Genomic DNA, 3,643 nt, shown 5'->3' on the forward strand with positions numbered 1-3,643 from the left:
AGGAGCCCCGGTAGCCGAGGCCCAGCTGCTGCGTGGCCGCGCCGCGGCGGGCCTCGCCGCGGTGGATCCGGGTGGACAGGCCGAGCATGTCGGCGGCGACGGGAATCCGCTCCTCCTCGTACGTACCGAGCAGTTCCTCGGCCGCCGCACCGCTCAGCACGGCGGCGAGCTTCCAGCCCAGGTTGTACGCGTCCTGCACGCTGGTGTTGAGCCCCTGGCCGCCCGCCGGCGAGTGCACGTGCGCGGCGTCCCCGACGAGGAAGACCCGCCCCTCCCGGAACCGGTCCGCCATCGCCGCCCGCGGCCGGAACTCCGAGGCCCAGCGGACCTCCGTCACATCGCCCGCGTCCAGGTGCGACCGGGTGGCGGCCACCGCCCGCAGCCCCTCCAGCGAGAGGTCGATCGCCGGCCCGTCCGCCGCCATCTGCGCGGTGACCTGGAAGTCCTCGGTCCCGGCGAGCGGGCACACCGCGAGGAAACCCTCCCTGCCCTCCGGCGGGAAGATGTGCCAGTGGTCGCGGTCGAGGCCGGTGATGCGCACGTCGGCCACCAGGATCGGGTCCGGGTCCACGGTCTCGCCCGTCATCCCGATCCCGAGCAGCCTCCGCACCGTGGACCGCCAGCCGTCCTCCGCACCGTGGACCGCCCGCCGTCGGCGGCGACGGCGTACCGCGCCCGCACCGGCTCACCGTCGGCGAACTCGGCCGTCACCCCTTCCCCGTCCTGCGCGATCCCGACCAGCTCCCGCCCGAAGGCGACCCGCCCGCCGAGCTCCTCGAGCCGGGCGAAGAGGATCTCCTGGGTGCGCCACTGCGGCACCATCCAGGGCTCGCGGTACGGGGAGCCCTCCTCCACCTCCGCCGGGTCCCACATCGCCTGCTCGCGCAGCCGCTCCCCGTCCCGCCAGATCATCCCGGCCGGGTAGGGGCCGCCGGCCGCCCGGACGGCGTCGCCGACCCCGAGGTCGTCGAAGACCTCCATCGTCCGCGGCTGGATCCCCTTGCCGCGCGACCCGGGGAACAGCCGCCCGTCCCGCTCCACCACCAGGGCCCGTACGCCCCGCCGCGCGAGGTCCACCCCGAGCGCGAGCCCGGCCGCCCCGGCACCGACGACCAGCACATCCACATCCACGCCCACATCCACGCCCATCACACCCACCAACCTTCCTTAACACCGTTAAGTTCCACTCCCCAGAGAGTGCCCTTAACGGTGTTAAGCTGTCAAGCGTGTCCCCTCGCAACTCCCCGAAAATCGACAAGGGCCAGGCCGTAGAGACCTCCCTCCGGCTCCTCAACGAGGTCGGCCTCGACGGCCTCAGCCTCCGCGCGATCGCCAAGGAGCTGGGCGTCCAGGCGCCAGCCCTCTACTGGCACTTCAAGAACAAGCAGGAGCTCCTCGACGAGATGGCCACGGAGATGTACCGCCGCATGACGGCGGACTCCCCCCTCTCCCCCGGCCTCTCCTGGCAGGACCGCCTCCTGACCGCCAACCGCGGCCTGCGCACCGCCCTGCTCCGCTACCGCGACGGTGCGAAGGTCTTCAGCGGATCCCGCTTCACCGGCACCGAGCACGCGGTCGCCATGGAGGACAACCTCCGCGCCCTCACCGAAGCCGGCTTCACCCTCCCCCAGGCCGTCCGCGCCACCACCACGGCGTACCTCTTCACCCTCGGCTTCGTCACGGAGGAACAGGGCGTCGAACCCCTCCCGGGCGAACGCCGCGAAGGCTTCGACGTCGCCGAACGCGCCGCCCGCTTCGCCGAGTTCCCCCTCGCCGCCGAGGCCGGGGCGGACCTCTTCCAGAACTACGACGAAGGCTTCGAGGAAGGCCTCGCCCTGGTCGTCGCGGGCATCGCGAACCGGTACGGCCGGTGAACGGAACGGCGTACGGCTTCCTCACGGCCGCTCCCCCCACCCCGGACGGCCTGACCAGGGCCCTGGCCGAGGCCTTCGCGATACCGGCGGGCCGGGTCGACGTCGCCCCGGCCGGCACGGTCGACGGCCGGACCTGGGACACGGCCCTCGTCACCTGCGACTACGACCTCCTCCGCGCCGGCGACCTGCGCGGAATGCTCGACGTCTACGCCGTCCCGGCCGTCACCGCGCCCCCCGCCCCCGAGGAGGTCGCCGCGGCCCTGGCACGGGAGCTGGCCACCCCCGTGCTGGTCGAATGCGGCGGGCAGCCCTGGATCCGGAAGGTGTTCCTCCCGCAGGGCTGGACCACGTACGCGGCCATGGAGGACCTGGACCTGGCGGGGGACCAGCCGTGGTTCCGCGTGTACGCCACCCAGACCGGCCTCGCCGCCTTCCCCGAGGCCGAGGTGGAAGGCCTGCCCGAGGCCGTACGCGCCGTCCCGCCCGCGACCCCCCTCACGGACGGGCTCGGCGAACCCGGGACCCTCCTGCGCCCCTGGGAGGCCCTGGTCTCCCGCATGGCCGCCGGCTGGCCCCCCGCACGCTGGTACGACCCCGTACGACCCCGACATGTACCGCGCCGACCTGGAGGCCCGCGACCGCCTCGAAGCCGCCCTCCCCACCCTCCCGGCCCCCGTACGCACCGCCCTCACCACCCTCGACACCCGCTTCCGCGAGCTGACGGTCGACGACGCCGGCGAGGAACTCGGCGCCGACCCGTCCACCACCCCCTGGTACCGGCACCGCCGCCCGGCCGTCCTCCCCTGGCGGGTCCTCCTGCCCGCCGACCCCGAGGCAGCCGACTGGCTGTGGAAGTGGGTGACGGAAAACGGGCCCCAGGGCGTCCCCGGCGGCGTCGACCTCTCCTCCCTCGACCTCAGCGGCGCCGACCTGTCGGGGGCCGACCTCTCCTCGTCCCTCCTCTGCGCCGCCGACCTGGCCCGCACCCGCCTCACCGGGACCGACTTCTACCGCTCGCACCTCCAGGGCGCCGACCTCACCGGCGCCGACGCCACCGGAGCCTGCTTCGTCCGGGCGGACCTCGACGGCGCCGTCCTGCGCGGCACCACCCTGGACGGCGCCGACCTCACCCGAGCCGACCTCTACGGAGCCGACGCCCGCGGCGCCACCCTCCGCGGAGCCCGCCTCCTCGGCGCCACCCTCCTCCACACCGACCTCCGCGGCGCGGACCTCACGGGCGCCCGCCTCGGCGAAAACCCCTTCGAGGTGACCCTGGACGACACCACCACCGTCACAGGCCTCACCGGCACCCTCCAGGGCCCCGTCACCCTCCCCGACACCCCCCACCCCCTGACGGGCCCCGCCCTCGAACACTGGCTCCGCACCCACGGCAGCAACGCCCGGGTCGTCCCACCGCGCCGACGGGCCTGATCACAGGTGGCCGCTGGGTGCGGTCGTCGCCGCGGGCGTCGCCGCCGGCGCTCCGTTGGTGGCTTCCGGCCCGGAGCGCCCCGGTCAGCCGGTCCGGCCCTCGACCGTGTCCCAGAACGGGCAGTGGTGTGCGGAGTCCGCGTCGGTGGGGCGGATTCCGCCCGGGCCGGCGGCCAGTGACAGCACCGGCTGGTCACGGGGGCCCGCGGAGCGCAGTACCGGCCACGGCGGGGCGTCGGGGCCGTTCGGGCTGCCGGTGCGGGCGAAGGTCGTCCAGTAGGCCACCATCCGGTCGGACAGGGCGCGTTCGGGTTCGGTCAGGGGCCGCTGCGTCGGCA

At 74.6% G+C, this 3,643-nt stretch carries 3 protein-coding genes and 1 pseudogene; 2 read left to right on the forward strand and 2 right to left on the reverse strand.

Features of this window, described 5'->3' with window-relative positions:
* Positions 1-1,149, reverse strand: a pseudogene (locus VR44_RS48425) (FAD-dependent monooxygenase); the annotation flags it as partial.
* Positions 1,150-1,226: 77 nt separating this feature from the next.
* On the opposite strand from VR44_RS48425, the gene VR44_RS15815 reads away from it, so the two are divergent.
* The gene (locus tag VR44_RS15815) at positions 1,227-1,874 is read left to right on the forward strand and encodes a TetR/AcrR family transcriptional regulator C-terminal domain-containing protein (protein ID WP_045948131.1); all 648 of its coding nucleotides are present in this window, start codon (positions 1,227-1,229) and stop codon (positions 1,872-1,874) included.
* A gap of 609 nt (positions 1,875-2,483) precedes the next feature.
* Entirely contained in the window at positions 2,484-3,305 is an 822-nt protein-coding gene (locus VR44_RS15825; protein ID WP_052713623.1) for a pentapeptide repeat-containing protein, read from the forward strand.
* Between the two features lie 84 nt (positions 3,306-3,389).
* Here VR44_RS15825 and VR44_RS15830 read toward each other — a convergent pair.
* A partial coding sequence (locus tag VR44_RS15830) for a carboxylesterase family protein (protein ID WP_045948133.1) occupies positions 3,390-3,643 on the reverse strand: 254 nt, incomplete at its 5' end.

Source organism: Streptomyces katrae, from assembly GCF_000966975.1.
Classification (GTDB): Bacteria; Actinomycetota; Actinomycetes; order Streptomycetales; family Streptomycetaceae; genus Streptomyces; species Streptomyces katrae.

What these genes read in the sequence shown, in the direction of transcription:
- VR44_RS15825 (WP_052713623.1), top strand. Translation starts at nt 2,484, where the DNA reads ATGTACCGCGCCGACCTGGAGGCCCGCGACCGCCTCGAAGCCGCCCTC.